The organism is Microbacterium sp. Leaf288, assembly GCF_001422925.1.
In the GTDB taxonomy this organism is placed as follows: domain Bacteria; phylum Actinomycetota; class Actinomycetes; order Actinomycetales; family Microbacteriaceae; genus Microbacterium.
This window is the reverse complement of the sequence record NZ_LMNI01000012.1, coordinates 482761-507754: the sequence shown is the minus strand read 5'-3', so window position 1 is coordinate 507754 and position 24994 is coordinate 482761. Positions and strand designations below refer to the sequence as shown.

24 protein-coding genes and 1 riboswitch are annotated in these 24994 nt (G+C 71.1%); of the genes, 3 read left to right on the top strand and 21 right to left on the bottom strand.

Annotated elements, in window-relative coordinates:
* Positions 1-14 precede the first annotated feature (14 nt).
* From ASF40_RS15905 to ASF40_RS15885, 5 genes are all read right to left on the bottom strand, one after another.
* On the bottom strand, positions 15-1406 hold the full coding sequence (locus ASF40_RS15905; protein WP_056370768.1) for an FAD-binding oxidoreductase: 1392 nt from the start codon (positions 1404-1406) through the stop codon (positions 15-17).
* A complete protein-coding gene (locus ASF40_RS15900; protein ID WP_056370766.1) occupies positions 1403-1795 on the bottom strand; it encodes a YrdB family protein in 393 nt (130 codons plus the stop codon). Before ASF40_RS15900 ends, ASF40_RS15905 begins: the two co-directional genes overlap by 4 nt.
* Positions 1796-1818: 23 nt before the next feature.
* Entirely contained in the window at positions 1819-3693 is a 1875-nt protein-coding gene (locus ASF40_RS15895; protein ID WP_056370764.1) for an RNA polymerase sigma factor, read from the bottom strand.
* Positions 3694-4006: 313 nt separating this feature from the next.
* The gene (gene nagA, locus ASF40_RS15890; protein ID WP_056370761.1) at positions 4007-5143 is read right to left on the bottom strand and encodes an N-acetylglucosamine-6-phosphate deacetylase; all 1137 of its coding nucleotides are present in this window, start codon (positions 5141-5143) and stop codon (positions 4007-4009) included.
* Positions 5144-5170: 27 nt separating this feature from the next.
* Positions 5171-6700: a beta-N-acetylhexosaminidase gene (locus ASF40_RS15885; RefSeq protein ID WP_056370759.1), complete on the bottom strand. Its 1530-nt coding sequence runs from the start codon at positions 6698-6700 to the stop codon at positions 5171-5173.
* 151 nt (positions 6701-6851) lie between these two features.
* Positions 6852-6936: riboswitch (ZMP/ZTP riboswitch) on the top strand.
* 52 nt (positions 6937-6988) lie between these two features.
* On the opposite strand from ASF40_RS15885, the gene glyA reads away from it, so the two are divergent.
* Together glyA and ASF40_RS15875 are read left to right on the top strand one after the other, a co-directional pair.
* A complete protein-coding gene (gene glyA / locus ASF40_RS15880) occupies positions 6989-8263 on the top strand; it encodes a serine hydroxymethyltransferase (protein WP_056370757.1) in 1275 nt (424 codons plus the stop codon).
* Positions 8264-8397: 134 nt separating this feature from the next.
* The gene (locus ASF40_RS15875; RefSeq protein ID WP_056370755.1) at positions 8398-9279 is read left to right on the top strand and encodes a bifunctional methylenetetrahydrofolate dehydrogenase/methenyltetrahydrofolate cyclohydrolase; all 882 of its coding nucleotides are present in this window, start codon (positions 8398-8400) and stop codon (positions 9277-9279) included.
* Positions 9280-9281: 2 nt separating this feature from the next.
* Here ASF40_RS15875 and ASF40_RS15870 read toward each other — a convergent pair whose 3' ends face one another.
* The 15 genes from ASF40_RS15870 to ASF40_RS15800 form a co-directional block, all read right to left on the bottom strand.
* Positions 9282-9929 carry an NAD(P)H-dependent oxidoreductase gene (locus ASF40_RS15870; protein ID WP_056370752.1) on the bottom strand — a complete coding sequence of 216 codons (648 nt, stop codon included), beginning with the start codon at positions 9927-9929 and terminating at the stop codon, positions 9282-9284.
* Positions 9926-10408 carry a MarR family winged helix-turn-helix transcriptional regulator gene (locus ASF40_RS15865; protein WP_056370750.1) on the bottom strand — a complete coding sequence of 161 codons (483 nt, stop codon included), beginning with the start codon at positions 10406-10408 and terminating at the stop codon, positions 9926-9928. The genes ASF40_RS15870 and ASF40_RS15865 overlap by 4 nt, the downstream gene beginning before the upstream one ends.
* 156 nt (positions 10409-10564) lie before the next feature.
* Complete coding sequence (locus ASF40_RS15860) at positions 10565-11299, bottom strand: amino acid ABC transporter ATP-binding protein (protein WP_056370748.1); 735 nt, start codon at positions 11297-11299, stop codon at positions 10565-10567.
* On the bottom strand, positions 11296-12141 hold the full coding sequence (locus ASF40_RS15855) for an amino acid ABC transporter permease (protein ID WP_056370745.1): 846 nt from the start codon (positions 12139-12141) through the stop codon (positions 11296-11298). The genes ASF40_RS15860 and ASF40_RS15855 overlap by 4 nt, the downstream gene beginning before the upstream one ends.
* A gap of 22 nt (positions 12142-12163) precedes the next feature.
* Entirely contained in the window at positions 12164-13018 is an 855-nt protein-coding gene (locus ASF40_RS15850; protein WP_056370743.1) for an ABC transporter substrate-binding protein, read from the bottom strand.
* Between the two features lie 138 nt (positions 13019-13156).
* A complete protein-coding gene (locus tag ASF40_RS15845) occupies positions 13157-14212 on the bottom strand; it encodes an RNA polymerase sigma factor (RefSeq protein WP_056370740.1) in 1056 nt (351 codons plus the stop codon).
* Positions 14212-14592, bottom strand: a complete 381-nt coding sequence (locus tag ASF40_RS15840; RefSeq protein WP_056370738.1) for a YciI family protein — start codon at positions 14590-14592, stop codon at positions 14212-14214. The genes ASF40_RS15845 and ASF40_RS15840 overlap by 1 nt, the downstream gene beginning before the upstream one ends.
* A gap of 77 nt (positions 14593-14669) precedes the next feature.
* Positions 14670-15233 carry a hypothetical protein gene (locus ASF40_RS15835; RefSeq protein ID WP_056370736.1) on the bottom strand — a complete coding sequence of 188 codons (564 nt, stop codon included), beginning with the start codon at positions 15231-15233 and terminating at the stop codon, positions 14670-14672.
* Between the two features lie 55 nt (positions 15234-15288).
* Positions 15289-16086 carry a transglutaminase-like domain-containing protein gene (locus ASF40_RS15830; protein WP_056370734.1) on the bottom strand — a complete coding sequence of 266 codons (798 nt, stop codon included), beginning with the start codon at positions 16084-16086 and terminating at the stop codon, positions 15289-15291.
* A 70-nt stretch (positions 16087-16156) separates the two neighbouring features.
* Entirely contained in the window at positions 16157-16960 is an 804-nt protein-coding gene (locus tag ASF40_RS15825) for an HpcH/HpaI aldolase family protein (RefSeq protein ID WP_056370732.1), read from the bottom strand.
* Complete coding sequence (locus ASF40_RS15820; protein WP_056370730.1) at positions 16945-17730, bottom strand: 2-keto-4-pentenoate hydratase; 786 nt, start codon at positions 17728-17730, stop codon at positions 16945-16947. Before ASF40_RS15820 ends, ASF40_RS15825 begins: the two co-directional genes overlap by 16 nt.
* A 10-nt stretch (positions 17731-17740) precedes the next feature.
* Positions 17741-18901 carry a 3,4-dihydroxyphenylacetate 2,3-dioxygenase gene (gene hpaD, locus ASF40_RS15815; RefSeq protein ID WP_056370728.1) on the bottom strand — a complete coding sequence of 387 codons (1161 nt, stop codon included), beginning with the start codon at positions 18899-18901 and terminating at the stop codon, positions 17741-17743.
* A gap of 43 nt (positions 18902-18944) precedes the next feature.
* Complete coding sequence (gene hpaE, locus ASF40_RS15810) at positions 18945-20477, bottom strand: 5-carboxymethyl-2-hydroxymuconate semialdehyde dehydrogenase (protein WP_056370726.1); 1533 nt, start codon at positions 20475-20477, stop codon at positions 18945-18947.
* 58 nt (positions 20478-20535) lie between these two features.
* A complete protein-coding gene (locus ASF40_RS15805; RefSeq protein WP_056370724.1) occupies positions 20536-21225 on the bottom strand; it encodes a GntR family transcriptional regulator in 690 nt (229 codons plus the stop codon).
* Positions 21222-22772 (bottom strand): fumarylacetoacetate hydrolase family protein, encoded by a 1551-nt coding sequence (locus ASF40_RS15800; protein ID WP_082497110.1) that lies wholly within the window; start codon positions 22770-22772, stop codon positions 21222-21224. The genes ASF40_RS15805 and ASF40_RS15800 overlap by 4 nt, the downstream gene beginning before the upstream one ends.
* Positions 22773-22899: 127 nt before the next feature.
* Between ASF40_RS15800 and ASF40_RS15795 the strand changes: the two genes are divergently transcribed.
* Positions 22900-24285, top strand: a complete 1386-nt coding sequence (locus ASF40_RS15795; protein WP_056370722.1) for an MFS transporter — start codon at positions 22900-22902, stop codon at positions 24283-24285.
* Positions 24286-24352: 67 nt separating this feature from the next.
* On the opposite strand, the gene ASF40_RS15790 is transcribed toward ASF40_RS15795, so the two are convergent.
* Entirely contained in the window at positions 24353-24961 is a 609-nt protein-coding gene (locus ASF40_RS15790) for a TetR/AcrR family transcriptional regulator (protein WP_056370720.1), read from the bottom strand.
* Positions 24962-24994: the final 33 nt, after the last annotated feature.

Below are 24994 nucleotides of genomic sequence, written 5' to 3'. Positions count from 1 at the left end.
GCTCCCTCGTCGGCTCAGCGCGCGAAGACCTTGCCGGGGTTGAGGATGCCCTGGGGGTCGAAGACGCGGGTGATCTGACGCTGCAGCTCCCACTGGTCTTCGCCGAGCTCGTCGGCGAGCCAGCGGCGCTTGAGCACTCCCACGCCGTGTTCGCCGGTGAGCGTGCCGCCGAGGCGCAGGGCCGCGCGGAAGAGGTCGTCGGCGGCCGCCCAGATGTGATCCGGCGCCTCGACGACGCCGAATTCGTCGGGCTCGGCATCGAAGATGAAGTTGGGATGCAGATTGCCGTCGCCGGCGTGGGCGACGGTCGGGATCACGACGCCGTGCTCGCGCTCGACGCGGGCGATCTCGTCGAACATGGCGGGCAGGGCGCTGCGGGGCACCGACACGTCCTCGATGAGGGCTGTGCCGAGCGACTCCATGGCCGGGTGCATCGACCGGCGGATCGCCAGCAGCCGCTCTCCCTCTTCGCGGTCGTGCGAGACCACGGCCGTGCCTCCGGCGTCACGGAGCACGTCGGCGATGGCGTCGGCTTCGGCGATCGCGGCTGGACCGTCGGTCTGGATGGTGAGCTGCGCCGCTCCCGGAGTCGGTGCCTCGAGTGCCAGGAGAGCATGCACGGCGGCGAGGGACGCGGCATCCATCAGCTCCATGATCGCCGGCTGCGCACCGGAGGCGGTGACGGCGGAGGATGCCTCGGCCGCCGCCCGTACGTCGGGGAACGTGGCGGCGATCGTGCAGACCTCGCCGGGCACCAGCCGTCGCAGCTTCAGGGTCGCGCCGACGACGACGCCGAGTGTCCCCTCGGACCCGATGACCAGCGACGTCAGGTCGAGGCCCGTGACGCCTTTGACGGTGCGGTGGCCGAGGTGGAGCAGTCGACCGTCCGCGAGGACGAGGTCGACGCCGAGCACCGCGTCGCGCACGACTCCGTACTTCGCGCAGAGGAGTCCGCCCGCTCCGGTCGCGATGTTGCCGCCGACCGTCGAGATCGCCCGGCTCGCGGGATCGGGCGCCCACCACAGGCCGTACGGGGCGAGCGCGGCATTGAGGTCGGCGTTGAGGATGCCCGGCTCGACGACCGCGAGGAGGTCGTCGGGGCGCACCTCGAGGATGCGGTCCATGCCGCGCACCGACAGCGAGATCTCCCCGTCTCCGGCGTTGGCACCGCCGGCGAGGCCGGTGCCGGCCCCGCGGGTGACAACGGGCGTGCCGGTGCTTGCGGCGATGCGGAGCGTCTGCTGCACATCATCGACGCGTCGGGCATGCACGACGGCGAGGGGGCGACCGGATGCCGCGTGCCCGGACTTGTCGGCGCGCGCGGCGGCGAGCGAGGCCGGGGAGGTGTCGACGCGATCGCCGAGTGCCGCGCGCAGCTGGTCGAGCGCGTCGGCGCCCGAGATCACGACAGGTGCCGCCGGCCGGCGATGAGGCCGGCGGTCACGGCGACCACGCCGAACGCGAGGCCGATCCATGCGTTGCCCATCGACCACCAGGCGGCGGTCGCGGACACGTAGACGAGGAGCTCGACGATTGCGCGGACGAAGGGGTGCACCGCGAACACGGCGCGCGGCGACACGAAGAAGGCCCAGAGGAGGATCGCGATCGCGGGTGCCCCGACGCCGGCGACGATGTTCCACGGGAACGGCCACATCGTGAAGCCCCACAGTGCGAGGGTGCCGAACGCGAAGATCTCGCACACGAACGCGATGATGTCGACCGCCGAGAGGGGTGTGCGCGTTCCTGGTGCCGGTTCGGCAGGGCGCGCGGGAGTGACGTTCGGCGTGTCGGACATGGCTTCCAGTCTACGGCGGTGGGTCAGTTGCCGCCGTCGGCAGGCACCGTCTCGAGGGGCAGGGTGTCAGCCGCCTCAGGAGCGTCCGCGGGCGCCTCTGCGGCGGTCGCGGACGCCGTGCGGTCGACGACGCCGCGGCCGAGGCCGTTCGGAATGCTCACGCTGCGCTTGGCCGCTCCGGCGCCGGTGGTGCCGCCGTTGCCGTTCCCGGTGCCGTTGGTGGGAGCGCCGTTCCCGGTCGAACCGCCGTTTCCGGTGGTGCCGCCGTTGCCGTTGCCCGTGCCGTTCGTCGGCGTGCCGTTGCCCGAGTTGCCGGTGTTCCCGATGCCGTTCCCGTTGTTGCCCGACTCGCCGTTGCTGTTGCTGTTGCCGTTGCCGTTCGCGTTCCCGTTGTTGCCGGTGTTCGCGGTGCCGTTGTTGCCCTGCGCGTTGCCGTTGCTGCCCGAGGCGCCGCCGTTGCTGCCCGGGGCGCCGCCGTTGCTGCTCGAGGCACTGCCGTTGTTGCCTTGCGCGTTGCCGTTCTCGCCCTGCGCGTTGCCGTTGCCGGTCTGGCCCGTGGCCTTGCCGCCGCCCGAAGACGTGGCGCCGCCGCCCTGTGCCTCGTCGTTCCCGGCAGCGGCGTCGCTCACCACGGGCACGTCTGCCGGCCCGGGGCCCGGATCGGCCGGAAGCTGGAGCGCGGTGTCGCCGGTCTCCTCCGGCAGGATCGCCGGGGCGTTCACGTTCTCGGCCGAGACCTCGTTCGTCGGCGTGGGCGTCGGCGCCGGTTCGGGGCCGGCGGTCGCCGGCAGCATCACGGCCGCGGCGACCACGCCGCTGACGACGACGAGGCCGGCGGCGGCGAGCCCGGACGCCGCACCGATGCCCGCGACCGCCGACGTGCCGAAGACCGCTGCCGACGAAGCGACGGCGGTCGCCGCCCCTGCTGCGCCGACCGCCCCCGCCGATCCCACGCCGGCCGACGTCGCCGCCGCACCGGCACCCGCACTCGCGGTCGCACCCGCACCGACGACTCCGCCCGGCGCGATGGTCACCGTGCTGTGCACGACGCTCGACGGCATCGAAGCCAGCGTCACGAGCGAAGCGCCGCCGCCCTGAACCGTCGCGAGGTAGCCCGCCGTGCCCACGGCGCCCAACGCGATGGGCAGCAGCACGAGCGCCAGCCGGCTCGAGACCTCTTTGGCTTCGCTCGCGACGATCGAGCAGCGCACGCAGCGGCCGAGATGCTGCTCGAGCTTCGCGTGGTCGCGGCGGCCGAGGTTGAGACGGGAGTAAGCGCCGAGGCGCTCGATGGTCCACTGACAGTCCGAGCCGTCGGCCACCGACCGCAGGTGCGCCTGGATCCAGGCCTCGCGCAGTCCTTCCCGCGCACGGAACGTCAGCTGGGCGACCGCCGTCGGCTTCATGCCCAGGAGAGGCGCGATCTCGGCGGGCTTCATGCGCTCGATCTCGGAGTACCAGAGCACCTCCTGCCACCGCGTCGGCAGGCTGCGGAAGGCCCGATGTGTGAGGCCCCGGTCGAGCGCGGCCTCGCTCTCGTGCTCGGCGCCCGAGGGGTCCTCGACGCCGTCGAGCTCCTCGTACGCGGTCTCGCGGCGCGCGCGCCCCCACGCCGCAGCGGTGTTGCGGATGCTGGTGAACAGGTACGCGCGGAACGATCCGGTCGGCCCACCGCCCTGGACGATCGAGTGGTAGATGCGGGTGTACGCCTCCTGCACGAGGTCATCGGCATCGAGGCTCGAGGTCATGTTGCGCGCGACGGTGACGCCTGCGCGGTAGTGGCGTCGCCAGAGCTCCGCGAACGCGTCGGTGTCGCCCGATCTCGTCCGCAGGACGAGATCGGCGTCGGCGTCAGCGACGACCTCCGTCTCGTGCTCCTGCACTTCCTCGTGGTCCATGGGTCCCCCAGTTCCGCGGCGCACATCGACGACGTCGATCCCGGGTGCAGGCCGCGGCTCGTTCCATTGTCGTCGCCGCCTCCGGATTTGACCAGGGCTGCGACTCGAGGGCGCAGCATCCGTTCGAGCGATTTTCCAGAACTCGCGTAATAGATCGGGGGTCTCGCCGTCTCTTTGGTCAGAGTGGCAGGCCGCCTTGTGTGGGGCACGACGGCGGCCGCCCCCGCGGGAATCCCGCGGACAAGGCGGGGCTCGGAGGGATCTCGGGGGAGGGACCTTCGGCCCCGCCTTTCACGTGCGCGCGAGCGCGCGCTCAGGCGGCGTGCCCGCCGACCCAGACGCGACGCACCGTGAGGGCGTCGTCGAGCAGCACGGCATCCGCGGGCGCGCCGATGTCGAGCGTGCCGAGGTCGCCGCGGTGGATCGCGTGCGCGGGCTGCCGGCTCAGGGCGTGGGAGGCGACCTCGAGGGGCACGCCGGCGCCCACCACGTGGCGCAGCGCGGCGTCCTGCGTGAGCGTCGAGCCGGCGATCGCGCCGCCGGTTTCGAGCCTCGCGACGCCGTCGGTGACGCGCACCGCGAGGCCGCCCAGCTCGTACCGGCCGTCCTGCGAGCCCGCCGCGGCCATCGCGTCGGTGATGAGTGCGATGCGGTCGCCGGCCACGGCGAACAGCGTCGCGATGAGCTCGAGGTCGACGTGCACGCCGTCGGCGATGATCTCGAGCGTGACGCGCTCGTCGCGCAGGCCCGCGACGACCGGGCCGGGGGCGCGGTGATGGATTCCGGGCATCGCATTGAACGCGTGGGTGAGCAGCGTCGCGCCGGCGTCGAAGGCTCGCCGCGTCGTGTCGGCGTCGGCGTTCGTGTGGCCCACCGCGACCGCGACGCCGGCGTCGACGAAGCGCCGGATCGCATCGAAGGCGCCTGGGCGTTCGGGGGCGAGTGTGACCTGGCGGATCGTGCCGCGTCCCGCCTCGAGCAGGCGGTCGACGGATGCCGCGTCCGGCGCCCGCAGGAGCGATTCGGTGTGCGCGCCCTTGTGGCCGGGGTCGAGGAACGGACCCTCGAGGTGCGAGCCGAGGACGGTCGGATCGGCGTCGCAGAGGTCGGCGACCATCGCCACGCGCGCGGCGAGGTCGTCGATCGGCGCGGTGATGAGCGAGAGCACCGCGCGCGTCGTGCCGTGGGCGCGGTGGATGGCCCGCGCGGTGGCCACGGCCTCCGGCCCGTCGTCGAAGCTCGCGCCGGCGCCGCCGTGCCCATGGATGTCGATGAAGCCGGGGACGAGGCATCCGTCGCCGCCGTCCACGACCTGGTCGGCGGCCGGGAGATCGCCGCCGACGCCGGCCGACGCGACGCGGCCGCCCTCGAACAGCGCCCACCCGTCGGTGCGGTCGCTGTCGACGGATACGGAGCCCAGCAGGCGGACGGAGTGGACGAGGGTGCTCATGCGGTGCTCCGGATCACTCGGCGGTGGTCACTCGGTGACCCACGGGATCTCTTCGGACGGGTGGAAGCCGATGCCCATGCTGGTCCACAGCGGGCCGAGGGCGCCGACCCGCTCGCGGAACGACGCCCAGGTGCGCAGGTCGCTCGCTCCGGTCGCGGGCGACCAGGCCGCCTCCGCGGCGGCGGCCGCGCGGGGGAACGCCATCGTGTCGATGTCGGCGGACGTGCGGATCGTCTCGGTCCACAGCGGCGCCTCGACGCCGAGGATGCCGGAGTCGTCGACGCCGGGGACGACGTCCGACGGCTCCCACGAGTACGCGCGCTCGACGCTCGTCGGGCCGTTCGCCCACGTGAGGCCCAGCTCGGGTCCGGTCGGGTACTTCATGTCGAGGTAGATCGCGTCCGCGGGGGACAGGATGAGCTGCGCGCCGTTGTCGACGAACGCGGTCGCCTTCTCGGCGGCGCCTTCCTGCGGCGTGAGGAAGCCCCAGTACTGGCCGACCGTGGTGTCGGCGATGCCGGCCGCGGCACCGGCCTCGTGCCACGCCACGGGCGTCTTGCCGAGGTCGGCGATGATCTCGCTCGCGCGCGCCACGAACTCGGCGAAGTCCTCGTCGGTCGTCGAGAGCGACTCGTCGCCGCCGAAGTGCAGGTACGGCCCCGGCGTCATCGCCGCGAGCTCGCCGAACACGTCGGCCACGAAGTCGTACGTCGCCTCGTCGTGGATCTTCAGCGACGAGAACCCGACGGCCATGCCGTCGTACGGTGCGCCGACACGCGGCTCGTCGCCGCCGTAGTCGCGGATGATCTCGCGCATGTGGTCGCTGACGCTCGGGTCTTCGGCGAGTTCGGGATAGGCGAGTCCGACCGCATGGGTGTGGCCGGGCATGTCGATCTCGGGGACCACGATCATGTGACGCGATGCCGCGTACTCGACGATCCCGCGGTAGTCGTCCTTCGTGTAGAAGCCGCCCGGGTCGCCGCCGACAGAGGTGCCCGACGCCTTCTCGGTCAGCTCGGGCCGCGAGTCGAGCTGGATGCGCCAGCCCTGGTCGTCGGTGAGGTGCAGGTGGAGCGCGTTGAACTTGAGCGACGCCGCGTGGTCGATGTACGCCTTGACCGTCTCGACGGGATGGAAGTGCCGGGCGACATCGAGCATGACACCGCGATAGGCGAAGCGCGGGGCGTCCTCGATGGTGACGGCGGGCACGGTCCATTCGTCGCCGTCGCGGGCGATGAGCTGACCCAGCGTCTGCACGCCGTAGAAGAGTCCGGCCGCGTCGGCGCCGGTGACGGAGACGGATGCCTCGTCCACCGCGATCCGGTAGGACTCGGCCGCGTTTCCGGCCCCTGAGCCCGTCGAAGGGTCGATCCGCAGCTCGATGCCTGCGCCGTCGCCGCTCGCGAGGGTCAGTCCGGTGCGGGCCTCGACGATCGCGGACAGGGCGGCCGCAGCATCCGCTTCTGCGTTCACCGCCGTGGCGGAGGTGAGCCGGAATGGCGCGCCGGTGCCGGCCTCGATCGAGACGGGGGCGGGGACGACGGCGGGAAGCGACACGGTGTCTCCATTCTGTGCGACCGGGGTGCAGCCGGCCAGCAGGGCAGCGGCGAGGACGGCTGCCGCGGCGGCCCGTCCTCGTCGACGATTCATGTAAAGAGTCCTAACAAAAGGGATTCGACTCAGCCTAGCGCGTCGTGTTCGGTTATGCTCGGTGTGTCGCGACTGGCGTTGAGGTGGGACACCACCGGGGAGCGACCGACTACGGCATTCGACCGCACGCCTGGGCCGATGTGAATCCCGGCACCCCGTGCCGCGCACCCCGAAAGCCGCAGTCAAGGAGATCGCATGACCGATCAGTTCTTCAACGCCCCTCTCGCCGAGGTCGACCCCGAGATCGCCCAGGTGCTCGATCGCGAGCTCGACCGCCAGCGCGGTTACCTCGAGATGATCGCCTCCGAGAACTTCGTGCCCGTCTCGGTGCTGCAGTCGCAGGGCTCGGTGCTGACCAACAAGTACGCCGAGGGCTACCCGGGCCGCCGCTACTACGGCGGCTGCGAAGAGGTCGACGTCGCCGAGGAGCTCGCGATCCACCGCGCGAAGTCGCTGTTCGGCGCCGGGTTCGCGAACGTGCAGCCGCACTCGGGCGCCACCGCCAACGCCGCCGTTCTCCACGCGATCGCCCGTCCCGGCGACACGCTGCTCGGTCTCTCGCTCGACCAGGGCGGCCACCTCACGCACGGCATGAAGATCAACTTCTCGGGCCGGCTGTACAACATCGTCGCGTACGGCGTCGACCCCGAGACCTCGACCATCGACATGGACGAGGTGCGCCGCCTCGCCGTCGAGCACAAGCCCAAGGTCATCATCGCCGGTTGGTCGGCCTACCCGCGTCAGCTCGACTTCGCCGCCTTCCGCTCGATCGCCGACGAGGTCGGGGCGACGCTGTGGGTCGACATGGCCCACTTCGCCGGTCTCGTCGCGGCGGGACTGCACCCCAACCCGGTCCCGCACGCGCACGTCGTGTCGTCGACCGTGCACAAGACGATCGGCGGCCCCCGCTCGGGCTTCATCCTCACCAACGACGCCGACATCGCGAAGAAGATCAACACGGCGGTCTTCCCGGGCCAGCAGGGCGGCCCGCTCATGCACGTGATCGCGGCGAAGGCGACGGCGTTCAAGCTCGCGGCCACCCCCGAGTTCAAGGAGCGCCAGGAGCGCGTGCTGCGGGGCGCCCACATCATCGCCGAGCGACTGTCGCAGCAGGACGTCAAGGATGCCGGCATCGCGGTCCGCTCGGGCGGCACCGACGTGCACCTCGTGCTCGTCGATCTCCGGAACGCTCAGATCGACGGCAAGCAGGCGGAGGACCTCCTGCACGAGATCCACATCACGGTGAACCGCAACGCGGTCCCCAACGACCCCCGCCCGCCGATGGTCACGTCGGGTCTGCGCATCGGCACGCCTGCGCTCGCGACCCGCGGCTTCGGCGACGCCGAGTTCACCGAGGTCGCCGACGTCATCGCGCTCGCGCTGCAGCCCGGCGCCGACCTCGAGGAGCTGCGCCTGCGCGTCTCGGCACTGACGGCCGCCTTCCCGCTGTACCCCGACTTCCGCCACTGAGCGGAAGGGCCGCGGCACCGCTGCGGCACCGTCTGCTACCACTGTCGACACGGATGCCGCGGCCCGACGCCGGGTCGCGGCATCCGTCCCGCCCGCCCCGGCGTGAGGGCGCACGACCCACGAGGAGACCCAGGATGACCGCACAGAAGCTCGACGGGCGCGCGGCCGCGGCCCAGATCAAGGACGAGCTGCGCGAGCGCGTGGCGGCACTCAGGGACCGCGGCGTCACGCCCGGCATCGCGACGGTGCTCGTCGGCGCCGACCCGGCCTCGCAGCTCTACGTCGGGATGAAGCACCGCGAGTCCGAGGCGATCGGCATGAACTCGATCCAGCGCGAGCTGCCCGCTGACGCCACCCAGGCCGAGGTCGAGGCGCTCATCGACGAGCTCAACGCCGACCCGGAATGCCACGGCTATATCGTGCAGCTGCCGCTGCCGAAGCACCTCGACACCGACGCGATCCTCGAGCGCATCGACCCCGCGAAGGACGCCGACGGCCTGCACCCGACCAACCTCGGACGCCTGGTGCTCAACGTCAACTCCCCGATCACCACGCCGCTGCCGTGCACGCCGCGCGGCGTCATCGAGCTGCTGCTGCGCAACGACTACGACCTCAAGGGCAAGGACGTGGTCGTCGTCGGCCGCGGCGTGACCATCGGCCGCTCGATCGGTCTGCTGCTCACACGCCGCGAGATCAACGCCACCGTGACCCTGACGCACACCGGCACGGCCGACCTGTCGCACCACCTGCGCCAGGCCGACGTGATCGTGGCCGCTGCGGGCGTGAAGCACATCGTCCGCGCTGAGGACGTCAAGCCCGGCGCCGCCGTGCTCGACGTCGGCGTCACGCGCGAGGACGACCCCGAGACCGGGAAGTCCCGCGTCTACGGCGACGTCGCCCCGGACGTCGCCGAGGTCGCCGGCTACCTCTCGCCCAACCCCGGAGGGGTCGGTCCGATGACCGTGGCGCTGCTCATGACGAACGTCGTCGAAGCGGCGGAGCGCTCGCTCGCCTGACGTCAGGCCACGACGAGCTCGGATCGTTCGCGCGGACGCACGGACTCGGCATCCGTCGCTCCGAACGACGCCATCCCGCGGACCCAGCGCTCGCGGTCGGCCTCGGTGCTGTGCCGCACCTGCGCCAGCCGCGTGACGCCGCGGACCTTGATGCCGCAGTACTCCAGCGTGGCGCTGCGGAGCGACCGGATCGGGGCATTGCGGTAGACCCACGCGTTCCAGAACGCGGGGGAGTCCATCGTCATCACGATGCGCGCGCTGCGCCCGGTGAGCAGCTTGTCCCACAGCCGCCCGGTCGGACGATAGCGGTAGGCGAATCCGCGCACGAACACGCGGTCGATCCACGTCTTGAGCGCCCCCGGAAGCGACCCCCACCACTGCGGGAAGAAGAACACCAGGTGGTCGGCCCAGTCGACGTCGGCGACGTAGGCGGCGACTTCGGGGGTGAGCGGCACGTCGGCATCGGTGCGCGGCAGGCGCACGTCGTCGCGGACGGACGGATGCTGGGGCACCGTGTCGTTCGCGAGATCCACGACGCGCACTTCGGCGCCGCCGGCGCGGGCGGTGTCGGCGTACGACTGGGCGAGGGAGTGGTTGAGACTGCCGGCGAAGGGCGTGCCGACGATCACGAGGATCCGGGGAGCGTTCATGCGAGCCTCTCCTGAGGGTGGTGGACGGCACCCGGGCCGGGCGCCGGCTGTTGCTGGATGAAAGCGGTGAGGGCGACGAGCTGGGCGTTCATGCGCGACGCGTCGATGGGGTCGCCGGCGAGCGAGGGGTGGGTCAGCATTGCGGCGAACTCGCGCTCGAGCACCTCGCCGGCGTCGCGCACGAGGGCGGTGCCCTTGTCGGTGAGCGAGAGCAGGATGCTGCGGCCCGCGCCGGGCTGGGATGCGGCGGTGATCCACCCGTCCTCGACGAGCGCGGGCACGCGCTTGCTCACGGCAGCCTTGGTGACGCCGAGGCAGCGGGCGAGCGTCGTCATGTCGACGGGCTCGTGATCGTAGAGCACCGCCAGGAACTGGAAATGGTTGAACGTCACACCCCACCCCGCCTGCAGGGCGGAGTCGGCGAACGCGTCGAGCTCGGCGATGAGCTCGTGGAGGGTGAAGGTCAGGCGCTCGGACACATCTGAAGTAAACCAGTTGACTCACTGTAAGTCAACAAGTTGACTCACCCCGCCGCGTTCACATCGCGTGATCTCGCCGAGTCCATGCGTTATACGCGCACATAACGGGTGCGCTCGGTGAGATCACGCGATATGGACAGCGCCGCCTTGCCTCACTCAGGCGGTGAAGCGGGCGAGGAACTCCCGGGTGCGTGGTTCGCGAGGAGCCGCCAGCACCTCGGAAGGAGGCCCCTGCTCGACGATCGTGCCCGCGTCGAGGAACACCACGCGGTGGGCGACATCCCGCGCGAAGGCCATCTCGTGCGTCGCCATCAGGATCGTGGCGCCGTCGGCGGCGAGCTGCCGCACGAGCTCGAGCACCTCGCCCACGAGTTCGGGGTCGAGCGCCGACGTGATCTCGTCGAGGAACAGCACCTCGGGGTCGGTCGCGATGGCCCGCACGATCGCGGCACGCTGCTGCTGGCCGCCTGAGAGGCGGTCGGGGTGCTCGCGCGCCAGGTCGGCGAGCCCGATGCGGCCGAGCAGTTCGAGCGCACGAGCCTCGGCCTCACGCCGGGGAGTGCGGTGCACGACGCGCGAGGCCAGCGTGACGTTGTCGAGCACCGTGAGGTGCGGGAACAGGTTGTAGCTCTGGAACACGGCACCGAACCGCGAGCGGACGCGGTTCGCGTCGACGCGAGGGTCGGAGATGTCCTCGTCGTCGAGGAAGATCTGCCCGTCGTCGATGGGTTCGAGGAGGTTCAGGCATCGCAGCAGCGTCGACTTGCCGGATCCGCTCGCGCCGATGAGCGCGACCACTTCGTGGGTCGCCAGCTCGAGGCCGACGCCGCGGAGCACCTCGCGCTCCCCGAAGGACTTGTGGATGCCGGTCGCCCGCAGCAGAGCGGTCACAGGATCGCCCCCGCCTGCTCGCGTTCGCGCAGTCGTGCGGTGTACCAGTCGGTGAGCCGGATGGTGGGGATCGCGAGCAGGATGAACAGCACCCCGGCCACGACGTACGGCGTGAAGTTGTAGGTGAGCGAGGCGACGGATCTCGCCGCGGCGATGGCGTCGACCGCGCCGAGGATGGAGATCAGCCCGACGTCCTTCTGCATGGAGATGAAGTCGTTCATGAGGGGCGGCGTGATCTTGCGGAAGGCCTGGGGCAGCACGACGCGGCGCAGCGACTGCACGTACCCGAGGCCGAGCGCCCGCGCGGCGAGGCGCTGCGACGGGTGGACGGCTTCGATGCCGGCACGGATCACCTCGGCGACGTACGCGGAGTACGTGAGCGTCACCGCGATCACGCCGAGCAGCACGACCGGCATCCGCGTGTTCGTGATGGTCGGCAGACCGAAGCCGATGAGGTAGAGCACGATGATGAACGGCAGGCCGCGGAAGAGGTCGGTGTAGCCGGCCGCGAGCACGCGCGCCGGGAAGAAGACCGGCCCGCGGAGGGTGCGCAGCACGGCGATCACGAGTGCCACGACGGCGACGGTCACGACGGAGTAGGCGAGGACCTGCAGGTTGATCAGGAAGCCGTCCCACACCTTCGGCAGCGCCTGGATCGCGACGTCGAGGTTGAAGAACGACTGCTGGACCTTCGACCAGCCCTCGGTGTTGATGACCGTCACCCAGACGATCGCCGCGAACGCGAGCGACGACGCGATCGCGATCAGGACGGACCGCCGCGAGCGACGGTGCCGGTAGGCGCGGCGGTCGAGCTCGAGCGCGCTGGGCTGGTGCGGGGTCACCGGACGAACGTAGCGGACGCGGTCACTGCAGCTGAGGCACGCCCTCGCTGAGGACGGCGAGCCACTCCTCCTCGAGGGCGTCGAGCGTTCCGTTCTCACGCAGGGTGTCGACGGCCGCGGTGACGTCCGCGGTCAGCGGGGAGTCCTTCGCCAGCAGCAGGCCCCACTGGTCGGGCACCCCCGCGGCCGGGAGCTCGCCGACGGTGAAGGAGTCGTCGATGTAGAAGTTCACCGCGGTGTACGCGGTCGGGGTGTCGAGCACGAGGGCATCGATCTGGCCGGCCTTGAGCGCGGCGACCGCGTCTTCGTTGGAGCTGTAGAGCTGCGGCGTGGCGGTGGGAGCGATGGCCTGTTCGATCGTCGTGGCGCTCGTGGACCCCGACATCGCGCCGAGCACCAGATCCGTGAGGCCCGCGATATCGGTGACGCCCTCGGCGGCACCGCCCTTGAGCGCCACCACCGACTGGCTGGCCTCGTAGTAGGGCGACGAGAAGTCCACGGCCTGCTTGCGCTCGTCGGTGATCGTGTACTGCTGGATGTTGAAGTCGAAGCTCTTGGGTCCGGGCGCGATCGCCGACTCGAAGCTGGTCCGCACCCACTCGACGTCGTCGGCGGCGAAGCCGAGCTCCTCGGCGACGGCGTACGCGACCGCTGCCTCGAACCCTTCACCCGACGCCGGGTCGTCATCGATCACGTATGGCTCGTACGCCGTCTCGCCCGTCGCGATGGTGAGCTTGCCGGGGGTGAGGTAGCCCGCGTCGGCGGCGGCCGACTCGCTGCTGGCCGGCGCGGAACCCGAGGCGCAGCCGGTCAGGGCGAGGGCCGCGACGGCGATGCCGGCGGCGGCGATGCGGACGAGACGGATGCTGCGCGACATGGGTGCCTCCAGGAGTCGGGTGTCCGCGCGTGCGTGCTGTCGCTGCGCGGATCCCTCCATCTTGGCGAGGGGCCGGGCCGAACGGCCCGCGCGGGTCGGTTTGTTACACGTCTGATGCCGCGGCCCCGGCATCGGTCATCACGACGCGGACGCGAGCCGCGCTTCGGCCGCCGCCAGCGCGGCTCGCGCGCCGTCGGTGGGTGCGAGCACGACGAGTCCGCGGTACAGCTTCACGAGCGCCTCGACATCGAGGGCGCCGGTGCGGGCGCGGTCGCAGTGCACGGCCTGGATCGCGGCCTCGAGCTGGAATCGCCCCAGCGGTCGCCCGAGCGACGAGGCGCGGCGCAGCAGAGCGGCGCCCTCCCCGATGAGCGCGCGATCCCACTCGGCCGGGTCCTGCTCGTCGAGCGGCGGCCACGGCACGTCGGCGCGGGCGGGTGCGCGCGCTTGCGCGTAGGTCAGCAGCGCGGCGAGGCCCCACGCCTCCGGCTCGTCGTCGAGGAGGGTCGCGGTGAGCACAGCGAGCCAGCGCGCCTCGTCGGCGAGCGACTCGCGCGGCTCCTCGCCCTGGTCGAGCCAGCCGATGGCGTACGCGGCGTAGATCGCCTCGAGCACGGCCGGCAGCCGGGACGGCATGTCGGCGAGGGCGGGCACGCGGAACGGGATGCCGGCATCCCGGATCCGCCGCTTCGCGCGCACGAGCCGCTGGGCCATCGCGGAGGGCTCGACCGCGAACGCGCGGGCGATCTCGGCCGCATCGAATCCGAGCACCGTCTGCAGCATGAGCGGGGTGCGGACGGCAGGGTCGATGGCCGGGTGCGCGCACGCGAACAGCAGTTCGAGTCGACGGTCGGGGATCGCCTCGGCGCGCTCGAGAGCGCTGAGTGCGTCGACCTCGCGCTCGTCGGCGCGCACCGCGGCGATCCCCTCGTCGAGCGGTACACCGGTGCGGTGCGCCGCTGACGAGAGGGCGTCGCGCAGTCGGTTGCGGGCCACGGTGACCAGCCACCCTTCGGGATTGGCGGGGATGCCGGCATCCGGCCACGTGCGCAGCGCGCGCTCGAACGCGTCGGCGAGGGCGTCCTCGGCGAGCGCGACGTCGCGCGTGGACGCTGCGACCACGGACAGGATGCGGCCGTACGACTCCCGCGCGGTGCGTGCCGCGACCGTGCGGGAGTCGGAAGCGGACGGCATCAGCTCGCGAACGGGGTCCAGGAGCCGTTCTCGAAGCGGGTGGCGCTGGGCCGCACCTCGACGGTGCCCCAGCTGATCGACGGCGCCTTGCCGGCCCAGTCGATCGCGGCATCGAGGTCGGCGACCTCGATGACGAACGTGCCGCCGAGCTGTTCCTTGGTGTCGGCGAACGGGCCGTCCTGCACCCGCAGCGTGCCGTCGGGCGCGGTCACCGTCGTGGTCACGGCGGAGGGCTGGAGCACCTCGGCCGAGACCAGCACGCCCGCGTCGTCGAGCGCCTTGGCGTACTCGTCGAACTCGCGCATGCCCTCGGCCCAGGCGTCGTCGCCCATGTCTTCGGGAGTCATCTCGGGGTAGTGGAGGAGGAGTGCGTACCGCATGGCGTCGTCCTTTCTTTCAGGGGTATCGACACCCTGATGACGATCGGCGCCCGCCCCGATCGACAGGTCGGGCGCAATCAGCCCTTGCCGAGTTCGTCGAGCATGCGTCGCTGCTCGTCGGTGAGCCCGTCGTTCAGTTCGCGCCGGGCGGCGGATGCCTCGGGGGAGGGGATCGGCGGGGCCGCAGCATCCGTTCCCGCAGCCTTCGAACCGGTCGCCTTGTCGTAGAGCGTGCCGGCGTGGGTCTCGACCTTGTCGTCGATGGCGCCGTAGATCGCCCACCCGATGAGGAGGATCACCGGCGGGATGACCCAGCCCCAGAACGCGCCGAAGATGCCGCCGCCGATGGAGACCCCCGTGAAGACCACGGTGACGATCCAGACCAGGAACGCGACGGCGAAGGCGAGCAGGAACTCGACGAGCTTCTCGCCGGCCTTGGTGCGCTGATTCGCGGACTTCGCCGCCATCGAGCGGAACCACTTCTCGACCAGCGGCTTGATCCAGATGACGAGCGCGGTCAGCACGATGCCCGCCCAGAGCGCGGCCCAGCCGACGCGCGCGGGAGTGAGCCACCCGACGATCAGCAGGACGACGATGTTGAACACCAGCAGCGAGAGGAACCGCACGACCCACTTCTTCATGACATCACTGTGCCACGTCGGGTCGGGCCTGTGGAACGACCCCGCGGGCGAGGGCTCAGGCGATCGAGACCAGCCGGGTGACGTCGTCGTCCGGCAGTTCGTCGGCCGTCGCGGCGACCGTCAGCTGGACCAGGCCGGCACGCCCCGACAACACGTTGAGAAACGCCGTATCGGCGGCATCGCGACCCGTCGCGATGCGCACGAGGCTCGAGCGCGGCGCGAGCGTCGTCGCGTCGATCGCCCGCCATGCGCCGTCGATCCACGCCTCGGCGACGGCGTGGAAGTCCATGGGGCTCAGCCCTGGTGCGTACACGGCGACCATGCGCGCCGGGACGCCGAGCCCCCTCAGCAGCGCGACGCACAGGTGCGCGTAGTCGCGGCACACGCCCCGCCGGGCGAGCAGCGTGCGCGCGGCGCCGTCGGTGGGCAGCGAGGATCCGGGGATGTACGACAGACGTGTGCCGACCCACGACGAGACGGCGGCGAGGAGCTCGGTGGCACCCTCGATGCCGCGGAATTCGGCGGTCGCGGTGGGTGCCAGCGTGTCGGACTCGGCGTACCGGCTCGGCCGCAGATGGACGAACCGCTCGACATCGTCGTCGCCGCCCGCGGGGTCGCCGTCGTGAAGGGAGGCGCTGTACTCGATCGCGAACGACCCGACCGGCGCCATGACCCGGTGCAGGCGCGTGCCGTGGGCATCGCGAAGCTCGTCGATCTCGACGGGCCTGCCGTCCACGTGCGCCGCGAGGTGTTCGGAGTCGGGGGAGTAGTGCGCTGAGGCCGTGATCGCGAAGACCAGCTCGGCCGGTTCGGTGACGTTCAGGGCGATGCGGCTGGAGACGTCTCGCTTCATCGCCCCAGCGTGACACGTGCGGACCACCTTCCGGGCCGCCTTGACACGCTGCGCCTGCAGCGGTCGTCGCTCAGTACGAGGCGCGCTCGCCGGAGGCATCGGTGGGGATGAACCGGGCGGCGAGGGCTTCCGAGCCGCGCGCCAGGAGCGCGACGTCGGCGCCGACGAGGACGAACGACGCGCCGGCTTCGAGGTAGGCGTCGGCGGTGGCCGGGTCGAAGGCGTTGACGCCGACCGGCTTGCCGGCCGCGCGGACGGCGTCGAACGTGCGGTGGGCGGCGGCGACGACGTCGGGGTGGGTCTGCTGACCGAGCACGCCCATCGAGGCGGCGAGGTCACTGGGACCCACGAAGACGCCGTCGACGCCGTCGACGGCGGCGATCTCGGCGGCCGCCTCGACACCTGCCGTCGTCTCGATCTGGACGAACAGCGAGACGTGCGCGTCGGCGTCCTGGAGGTACCCGTCGACACGGTTCCAGCGGGCCGACCGCGCAAGCGCCGAGCCCACACCACGCGTGCCCTGCGGGGGATAGCGCACGGCGGCGACGGCGGCCTCGGCATCCGTCTTCGCCGAGACCATCGGCACGAGCAGGTTCTGGGCTCCGAGATCGAGCACCTGCTTGATCGTCACGGCATCGCCGATCGGCACGCGCACCACGGGCGTGATCGGGTAGGCAGCGACGGCCTGCAGCTGGGCGAGCACGGACTCGAGGCCGTTGGGGGAGTGCTCCATGTCGATGAGCACCCAGTCCAGGCCCGAGCCCGCGCAGATCTCGGCCACGAGCGGCGAGCCCGTGCACACCCACATGCCCGCGAGCGGGCGGTCGGCGTTCGCGAGGACGACGCTCAAAGTCGGGCTCAGACGAAGCGGCATTCGATCACTCCCATGGGTCCGTAGTCGCACCTGACCGTATCGCCCCGCGACACCCACATGGGGCGGGTGAAGGAGCCCGCGAGGATGATCTCGCCCGCCTCGAGGCGCGCGCCGTGCTGGTGGAACTTGTTCGCCAGCCACGCGACGCCCGTCGCGGGGTGGCCCAGCACGCCCGCGGCGACGCCGGTCTCCTCGATCTCGCCGTTGCGGCTCAGCACGCCGGGAACCCACCGCAGGTCGATCTCGTCGGGGCGCTTGTGCACGTCGCCGAGCACCATCGCGCCGTACGCGGCGTTGTCGGAGATCGTGTCGACGATGGTGCGGCCCTCGAGCTCGATGTGGGAGTTCAGCACCTCCAGCGCGGGCACGGCGTAGTCGATCGCCGCGAGGGCGTCGTCGAGGGTGCAGCCGGGGCCCTCGAGCGGGGTTCTCAGCACGAACGCGAGCTCGACCTCGATGCGCACGTTCGAGAACTTCTCGACGGGGATCTCGGCACCGGAGCGGTACACGGTGTCGTCGAACATCACCCCGTAGTCGGGCTCGGTGATGCCTGTCGCCTGCTGCATCGCCTTCGACGTGAGCCCGATCTTGCGGCCCACCAGCGTGCGCCCGGCGGCGATGTTCTGGTCGCGCCACACGCCCTGGATCGCGTACGAGTCCTCGACCGTGGCGTCGGGGTACCGCGCCGTGATGCGCGGGATCACGCCGTGCGTGCGATCGGCCTCGGCCAGCTCGGCCGCGATGGCGGCGATGTCGTCGGGGTGCAGCATCCGTCTCCCCTTACAGCTGGTGACCGAGCTTGTACTCGCCCTGTTTGTACTCGGGCATCGAGTCCTCGTCGGGACGGGTGTACGAGAAGCCGTCGGCGCCGATGGTCACGGCCATCTCGGACGAGTCCGTGCGCGCCACCACGGGCTGCGGGTTGCCGTCGAGGTCGAGCACGAGCGAGGCCTCGGTGTACCAGGACGGCACGACGGGGTTGCCCCACCAGTCGCGGCGCTGGTTGTCGTGGACGTCCCAGGTGACGACGGGGTTGTCGGGGTCGCCGGTGTAGTAGTCCTGCGTGTAGATCTCGACGCGGTGTCCGTCGGGGTCGCGAAGGTAGAGGTAGAACGCGTTCGAGACGCCGTGGCGGCCGGGGCCGCGCTCGATCGCGTCGGAGCGGCGGAGCGCTCCGAGCTTGTCGCAGATGGCGAGGATGTTGTGCTTCTCGTGCGTGGCGAACGCGACGTGGTGCATGCGGGGGCCGTCGCCGCCGGTCATGGCGGTGTCGTGCACGGTGGGCTTGCGGCGCATCCAGGCGGCGTAGACGGTGCCCTCCTCGTCCTGGATGTCCTCGGTGACGCGGAAGCCGAGCGACTGCATGAAGTTCACCGCGCGGGGCACGTCGGGGGTGACCTGGTTGAAGTGGTCCAGGCGCACCAGCTCGCCGGGGGTGTGCAGGTCGTAGCGCCACGACAGGCGCTCGACGTGCTCGGTGGCGTGGAAGAACTCGTACGGGAACCCGAGCGGGTCGGTCACGCGCACCGAGTCGCCGATGCCCTTGGTGAAGCCGTCGGGGCGGCGCTCGATGCGGCAGCCGAGCTCCTCGTAGAAGGCGACGGCCTTGTCGAGATCCTCCGCCGACCGGACGCGGTACGAGAACGCGGCGACCGCGGCGACCGGCCCCTGGCGCAGCACGAGGTTGTGGTGGATGAACTCCTCCGTGGACCGGAGGTAGATCGTGTTCTCGTCCTCCTCGGTCACGTACAGGCCGAGCACGTCGACGTAGAACTCGCGCGACGCGAGCAGGTCGGTGACGACGAGCTCCATGTATGCGCAGCGCAGGATGTCCGGCGCCGGCACGGAGGGGGTGGGGATCGGGTTGTCGGAGAGGATCGGCGCCTCCTGGCTCACGTAGAAGCCGGAGGAGGTGCGGGTCATCTGGTCACGGTGGGTCATGTCGCGTCCTTGCGTGGGATATCGGAGATGGATGCTGCGGCCCTCAGTGGCCGGCGGCATCCGCCTTTCCGAAGGTGGGGTTGTGGGCGGGGCCGAGCGTGATGTGCACGGCCTGCTGGTCGGTGTAGAAGTCGATGGAGCGGTAGCCGCCCTCGTGGCCGAGACCCGAGGCCTTGACGCCGCCGAACGGGGTGCGCAGGTCCCGCACGTTGTTCGAGTTCAGCCAGACCATCCCGGCCTCGATCGCCTGCGAGAAGTTGTGCGCGCGCTTGAGGTCGTTGGTCCACACGTACGCGGCGAGCCCGTAGCGCACGCCGTTGGCGAGCTCGAGCGCCTCCTCGTCGGTGTCGAACGGGGTGATCGCGACGACCGGGCCGAAGATCTCCTCCTGGAAGATCCGGGCGCCCGGTGCCACGTCGGCGAACACGGTCGGGCGCACGAAGTTGCCCGTCTCGAACCCCTCGGGGCGGTCGCCGCCGGCGACGAGTCGCGCCTCCGACTTGCCGATCTCGATGTAAGAGACGACCTTGTCGTAGTGCTCGGGGTGCACGAGCGCCCCGACCTCGGTCTTCGGGTCGTGCGGGTAGCCGACGACGACGCGGTCGGCCTGCGCGGCGTAGCGCCTCACGAACTCGTCGTAGACCGGGCGCTCCACGAGGATGCGCGAGCCCGCGGTGCAGCGCTCGCCGTTGAGCGAGAAGACACCGAAGATCGTGGCGTCGATCGCGGCGTCGAGGTCGGCGTCGGCGAACACGACCGCGGGGGACTTGCCGCCGAGCTCCATCGACAGGCCCTTGAGGAACGGCGCGGCGTTTCCGAAGATGAGCTGCCCGGTGCGGCTCTCGCCGGTGAACGAGATGAGCGGAACATCGGGATGCTTCACCAGCGCGTCGCCGGCATCCTCGCCGAGTCCGTTGACGAGGTTGAACACGCCCTTCGGGAGGCCTGCCTCCTCGAAGATGCCGGCCCACAGCGACGCCGACAGCGGCGTGAACTCGGCGGGCTTGAGCACCACCGTGTTGCCGGTGGCGAGCGCGGGGCCGAGCTTCCACGACTCGAGCATGAACGGCGTGTTCCACGGGGTGATGAGCCCCGCGACGCCGATCGGCTTGCGGTTGACGTAGTTCATCTGCCGGCCCGGCACCTTGTAGGCGTCGTCGGCCTGGGCGACGATCAGGTCGGCGAAGAAGCGGAAGTTCTCGGCCGCGCGGCGGGCCTGGCCGAGCGCCTGGGTGATCGGCAGCCCGGAGTCGAAGCTCTCCAGCTCGGCCAGCCGTGCGTCGCGGGACTCCACGATGTCGGCGATGCGGTGCAGGACGCGCGAGCGCTCGCGCGGCAGCATCCGGGGCCACGGTCCCTCGGTGAACGCGCGTCGCGCGGCGGCGACGGCCCTGTCGATGTCGGCCTTCTTGCCGGCCGCGGCCTGCACGTAGGTCTCGTTCGTCACCGGGTCGAGCACGTCGAACGTGTCGCCGTCCTGCGAGTCGACGAACTCGCCGTCGATGTAGTGCTGGATGCGGCTCGGCAGGCCCTCGGGCACATGCCGCGTCGCGAGGACGGTCTGCGTGTCGGTCATTGCTGCTCCTTCGTCGGAGGTGGTGGAGACGGATGCCGGGGCTCCCGGCATCCGTGAGTCAGAACGCGGGAAGGCCCAGGGCCTCGTCGGGGTGCTCGTGGATCATGTACGCGTCGAGGGTCGCCGAGCGGTGGCGCCGGGCGGCCTTCTCGATCTCACCGAGCGGGGCGCCGGTCTCGATGAGGACGAGGATGTTCTCGTGCTCGCGCACCGATTCCTGCGCGCGGCCGGGCACGAAGCTGAACGTCGAGTCGCGCAGGTGGCCGAGACGCGCCCACTCGGCGTGCACGAGGTCGAGCATGCGCGGGTTCGCGCACTTCTCGAACAGCGCCGCGTGGAACTCCTGGTTCAGCGCGGTGAACGCCCGCGGGTCGAAGTGCTCGAGCGTCTCGATCATGAGCTCGTTGATGCGGCGCGCGTTGCGGACGTCGTCAGCGGTGAGCCGGCGCGCGGCCAGCGCGGTGGCGGCGCCCTCGAGGATCGACAGCGCCTGCATGCTGTAGCGGTACTGCGAGTCGTCGACCATCGACACCCGCGCCCCGACGTTGCGCTCGAACGTGACGAGCCCCTCGGCCTCGAGCTGACGGATCGCCTCGCGCACCGGCACGACGCTCATGTCGAGATCGCCGGCGATGCTGCCCAGCACCAGGCGGTAGCCCGGCGTGAACTCCTGGTTCGCGATGCGCTCCTTGATCCAGCGATACGCCTGCTGCGACTTGCTGAGCGTGTCGGCGTCGGTCGGGCTCATGCGCGGCCTTCCTCTCGGGCGTCGTACTTCGCGCGCCATTCGGCGTTCATCGGGAAGAGCCCGTCGACGGGATGCCCCTCCGCGACGCGGTGGGCGATCCAGGCGTCCTCGTCCTCCTGGGCGAGCGCGGCGTCGACGACCTCCTCGGCGATCCCCGGCGGGATCACGATGACCCCGTCGGCGTCGCCGACGATGATGTCGCCGGGCTGGACCGTGGTGCCACCGCACGCGATCGTCACATCGGCGTCCCACGGCACGTGCTTGCGGCCCAGCACCGCGGGGTGCGCGCCGGACGAGTACACCGGGATGCCGACGGCGGCGACGGCCGCAGCATCCCGCACTCCGCCGTCGGTGACGATGCCGGCGGCGCCGCGGGCGTGCGCACGGATCGCGAGGATGTCGCCGAGCGTGCCCGAGCCCGCCTCGCCGCGCGCCTCGATCACGACGACCTCGCCGTCGCCGACGGCGTCGAACACGCGCTTCTGCGCGTTGTAGCCGCCGCCGTGGGACGCGAAGAGATCCTCGCGGTTGGGTACGAAGCGCAGCGTGCGGGCGATGCCGACGAGTTTGGCCTCGGGATGCAGGGGGCGCACGCCGTCGACGTGCACGTTGTTCAGCCCTCGCTTGCGCAGCTGCGCCGAGAGCCCGGCCACCGGAACGGCCTCGAGCTTGGCGCGCAGCTCGGGGGAGAGGGGCGGGGTCGCGGCGTCGATCGCGGGCAGCCCGGCGGCCTCGCGCGAGCCCCAGGCTTCCGTGCGCTGCAGGTCGTCGGCCGCGGGCAGCGAGCCGAGCTCGGCGTCGAAGGCCGCCGAGCCCTGCGACACCGTCGTCACGAGTCGTCCCGACGACGGGCCGCCCGGAACGTCGACCTCGACCTCGACGACATCGCCGGGCTCCGCGACCGACGAGCCGGCGGGCGTGCCGGTGAGGATCACGTCGCCGGTCTCGAGCGTGAAGTGCTGCGACAGGTCGGCCACGAGCTGCGCGAGCGGGAAGATCATGCCCGCGGCCGTGTCGTCCTGCGCGATCTCGCCGTTGAGCCACGTGCGCACGCGCAGCGCCTCGGGGTCGATGGCGCGCGCATCGATGAGCGCCGGACCGACGGGCGTGTAGCCGTCGCCGCCCTTGGAGCGCACGTTCGAGCCCTTGTCGTTCTGGCGCAGGTCGTAGAGGCCGAAGTCGTTGGCGGCCGTCACCCACGCGACGTGGTCCCACGCGTCGGCGAGTCCGACGCGGCGGGCCGGGGTGCCGATCACGAGCGCGATCTCGCCCTCGAACGCGAGCAGCTCGGTGCCTTCCGGACGCTCGATGGTGTCGCCCGACGCCGCGACCGAGCTCGACGGCTTGAAGAAGTACGACGGATGCTGCGGCCGCCGCCCGCGCTGATCCGCACGCGACGCGTAGCTGAGGTGGATGGCGATGATCTTGCCCGGGCGGCCCGGAAGCGCCGCGAAACGGCGGTCTGCGGTTGGGTCCACGTGTCCGGAGGCTCCGCGCGACGCGCCGGCGGCGTGTGGAGAAGGCGTGGGGACCGTGATCTCGTCCATGAGCTCCCTTACTCGAAGCGACCTGTTGCGTCGTATTCGAAATCGTATATGATCGTGCAGCATCCGGCAACCATCCCCCAACGGTTCGCCGGCGACGATGTCGTCAGCCCCCGACACAGGAGTCACCATGAGCAGCACCTCAGGACCCACAGCAGGGTTCACCCCCACCGGAACCATCGCGTCCACCACGGACCGACGACGCGTCGTGTTCGCGACGGTCGTCGGCACCACCGTCGAGTGGTACGACTTCTTCATCTACGCGACCGCGGTCGGCCTGGTCTTCGGCCAGCTGTTCTTCGCACCGCTCGGCGCCAACAGTGCGATCGTCGCCTTCGCGACCGTCGGTGTGAGCTTCCTCTTCCGGCCGCTCGGTGCCTTCCTGGCCGGGCACTTCGGCGACAAGTACGGCCGCAAGGTCGTGCTGATGTGGACCCTGATCCTCATGGGCGCGGCCACCGCGCTCATCGGCGTGCTGCCGACCTACGAGGCGATCGGCGTCGCCGCGCCGATCCTCCTCGTGCTCCTGCGCATCGTCCAGGGCATCTCCGCCGGCGGCGAGTGGGGCGGCGCGGTGCTGATGGCCGTCGAGCACGCGCCGAAGCAGCGCCGCGGCGCGTTCGGAGCCTCGCCGCAGATCGGCGTGCCGCTCGGCCTGCTGCTCGCCTCGGGCGTCATGGCTCTCATGGCGATGATCGCTCCCGGAGACGCGTTCCTCGTGTGGGGCTGGCGTGTGCCGTTCCTGCTCAGCGTCGTGCTGATCCTCGTCGGCTACTACGTGCGCCGCCGCGTCGAGGAGAGCCCGGTCTTCGCCGAGCTCGCCGAGCGCAAGGAGAAGGCGCGCATGCCGATCATCACGCTCTTCCGCAAGCACCTGCTCCTCGTGTTCATCGCCGCGCTGGTATTCGCCGGCAACAACGCCGTCGGCTACATGACCACGGGCGGATACATCCAGGGCTACTCGACCAACCCCGAGGGTCCGCTCGCCCTCGAGCGCGGGCCCGTGCTGTGGGCCGTCGCGGGTTCGGCGGTCACGTGGCTGCTGTCGACGCTGGCCGCCGGCTTCCTGTCCGACCGCATCGGCCGCCGCACGACGTACATCATCGGGTGGATCCTGCAGCTCGCCGGGGTGTTCCTGCTCTTCCCGCTCGTCAACACCGGGAACATCTGGCTGCTCTTCCTGGGTCTCGCGATCCTCACGATCGGCCTCGGCTTCACGTACGGACCCCAGGCCGCGCTCTACTCCGAGCTGTTCCCGGCATCCATCCGCTTCTCGGGCGTCTCGATCTCGTACGCGATCGGTGCGATCCTGGGCGGCGCCTTCGCCCCGACCATCGCGACGGCCCTCGTGCAGGCGACCGGCTCCACGGTCTCCGTCACGTGGTACCTCGCCGCAATGACCGTCGTGGGCCTCATCGCCACGCTGCTTCTGCGCGACCGCTCCGGCATCCCGCTCGGCCCGGACCACGAGGCCGAGCAGTCGGTCAGCCCGATCTACGGCCTCTCCAAGGCCTGACCTTTCGGGAGCGGATGCCGCGTCCCTGAGCCCCTGTGCGGGCTCGGGTGCGCGGCATCCGTGCGTTTCAGCGGGTGCGCATGCCGTCCAGTGCGACCGCGACGACGTCGTGGGCGAGGCGCTCGCGGTCGACGGCGCCGCCCGGCCGGTACCACTCGACGATCGAGTTGACCATGCCGAAGACGAGGCGCGTGGTCACGGCGCCGTCGACGTCGGCGCGCACCTGACCCGCGCGCTGCGCCTCGGTCACGAGCGCGGTCACACGGTGGTCGAACGCGCGGCGCCGCTCGAGAGCCGCGCGCTCGACGTCGCTGTTTCCGCGCACGCGCAGGAGGAGTGTCACATACGGGAGCCTGTCGACGAGCACGAGCACCGCACCCCGCAGCACCGCGCCGAGCCGCTCCGCCGGGTCGCCGACGGAGGCCTCGGGCTCCTCGAGCACTCCCTCGAGTCCGTCGAGCGCTTCGCCGAGCGCGAGCGCGAGCAGCTGCTCCTTCGAGTCGAAGTGGTGGTACAGCGCCGACTTCGTGAGGCCCAGGCGTGAGGCGAGATGGGCGACCGACGTGGCGTCGTACCCCTGCTCGTTGAAGAGGGCGACGGCGACGGCGAGCACCTGATCGCGGTCGTAGCCGGGACGGCCGCGTCGCGCGGGAGAGGTGTCGGTGCTCGCGGACATGCGCCCAGTCTCGCACCCGTCGGCGTCGGCGCC

Coding starts and splice junctions, on each gene's coding strand:
- ASF40_RS15900 (WP_056370766.1), bottom strand. CDS start 1,795: ATGTCCGACACGCCGAACGTCACTCCCGCGCGCCCTGCCGAACCGGCA.
- ASF40_RS15895 (WP_056370764.1), bottom strand. CDS start 3,693: ATGGACCACGAGGAAGTGCAGGAGCACGAGACGGAGGTCGTCGCTGAC.
- nagA (WP_056370761.1), bottom strand. CDS start 5,143: ATGAGCACCCTCGTCCACTCCGTCCGCCTGCTGGGCTCCGTATCCGTC.
- glyA (WP_056370757.1), top strand. CDS start 6,989: ATGACCGATCAGTTCTTCAACGCCCCTCTCGCCGAGGTCGACCCCGAG.
- ASF40_RS15875 (WP_056370755.1), top strand. CDS start 8,398: ATGACCGCACAGAAGCTCGACGGGCGCGCGGCCGCGGCCCAGATCAAG.
- ASF40_RS15870 (WP_056370752.1), bottom strand. CDS start 9,929: ATGAACGCTCCCCGGATCCTCGTGATCGTCGGCACGCCCTTCGCCGGC.
- ASF40_RS15850 (WP_056370743.1), bottom strand. CDS start 13,018: ATGTCGCGCAGCATCCGTCTCGTCCGCATCGCCGCCGCCGGCATCGCC.
- ASF40_RS15845 (WP_056370740.1), bottom strand. CDS start 14,212: ATGCCGTCCGCTTCCGACTCCCGCACGGTCGCGGCACGCACCGCGCGG.
- ASF40_RS15840 (WP_056370738.1), bottom strand. CDS start 14,592: ATGCGGTACGCACTCCTCCTCCACTACCCCGAGATGACTCCCGAAGAC.
- ASF40_RS15835 (WP_056370736.1), bottom strand. CDS start 15,233: ATGAAGAAGTGGGTCGTGCGGTTCCTCTCGCTGCTGGTGTTCAACATC.
- ASF40_RS15830 (WP_056370734.1), bottom strand. CDS start 16,086: ATGAAGCGAGACGTCTCCAGCCGCATCGCCCTGAACGTCACCGAACCG.
- ASF40_RS15825 (WP_056370732.1), bottom strand. CDS start 16,960: ATGCCGCTTCGTCTGAGCCCGACTTTGAGCGTCGTCCTCGCGAACGCC.
- ASF40_RS15820 (WP_056370730.1), bottom strand. CDS start 17,730: ATGCTGCACCCCGACGACATCGCCGCCATCGCGGCCGAGCTGGCCGAG.
- hpaD (WP_056370728.1), bottom strand. CDS start 18,901: ATGACCCACCGTGACCAGATGACCCGCACCTCCTCCGGCTTCTACGTG.
- hpaE (WP_056370726.1), bottom strand. CDS start 20,477: ATGACCGACACGCAGACCGTCCTCGCGACGCGGCATGTGCCCGAGGGC.
- ASF40_RS15805 (WP_056370724.1), bottom strand. CDS start 21,225: ATGAGCCCGACCGACGCCGACACGCTCAGCAAGTCGCAGCAGGCGTAT.
- ASF40_RS15800 (WP_082497110.1), bottom strand. CDS start 22,772: ATGGACGAGATCACGGTCCCCACGCCTTCTCCACACGCCGCCGGCGCG.
- ASF40_RS15795 (WP_056370722.1), top strand. CDS start 22,900: ATGAGCAGCACCTCAGGACCCACAGCAGGGTTCACCCCCACCGGAACC.
- ASF40_RS15790 (WP_056370720.1), bottom strand. CDS start 24,961: ATGTCCGCGAGCACCGACACCTCTCCCGCGCGACGCGGCCGTCCCGGC.